Annotated in this window: 1 protein-coding gene; it reads right to left on the reverse strand. The window is 47.2% G+C overall.

What is annotated here, in order from left to right; translation table 11 throughout:
• Positions 1–759, reverse strand: a 759-nt coding sequence (locus tag BCT81_RS25685; RefSeq protein WP_133152726.1) for a methyl-accepting chemotaxis protein, incomplete at both ends; no start/stop codon positions are given.

Genomic DNA, 759 nt, shown 5'->3' on the forward strand with positions numbered 1-759 from the left:
CATCTCTGTCATCGCAGTCGCTACTGTCGCAGTTTGTTCACGCTGGCTGTTCAGTTGAGCCTGAGTTTCTGAAGAGGTCTTCTGGTTGACGCTTGCTGTTTTGGTTAGGTCATCTGACGCATCGTTAAGCTTTACAAGAATATTGTGCAGGTTATCGGCTAAGGTGTTGATGTGACCACTCACGCGGCTGAATTCGTTGTTGTAACGAATGTCGATGCGCTGTGTCATGTCACCTTCTGTCAGGCCTTCTAGTGTCTTAAGGATGCGCGTTAGTGGCTCTCTTACACTGTGAGCAATGTGGTAGCCAATCGCTGCCGCAAATAGCGTTACAACCACTCCGATGGCAATCGCGTTGAATAGGCCTTTATCGTAAATGCTACTAGCGTCTGCCAATGAAGAGTTGAGTTGTTCTTCGGCTGTCACGTTGAATGAGTCTAACACGGCCATCGCTTGGTCTACTTCAACCGCTAGATTGGCGATGTTTACATACAGGGCTTGCTTCGCTTGTAGGTAGTTGTTGTGCTTATCAAGAACACCGCCTTTTTGGCCTACGTCTTTGGTGAATTTCTGAACCGATTCATCGAATACATTCTTAAGAGCAGGTAGCTGTGTTGCCAAACCACGGTAGGCGTAGTTTAGGTGAGTAACGGCTTTCTTGTTTTGGTTTACGGCTTTTTGTACGAATGCAACATCTGAGCTCGCAAGTGCGTCTGATGTGATCACTTCTGCGTCTTGCAGTTTGATGAAGTAGCTTTTCGC

This window comes from Vibrio sp. 10N.261.52.A1, assembly GCF_002876325.1.
GTDB classification, from domain to species: domain Bacteria; phylum Pseudomonadota; class Gammaproteobacteria; order Enterobacterales; family Vibrionaceae; genus Vibrio; species Vibrio chagasii.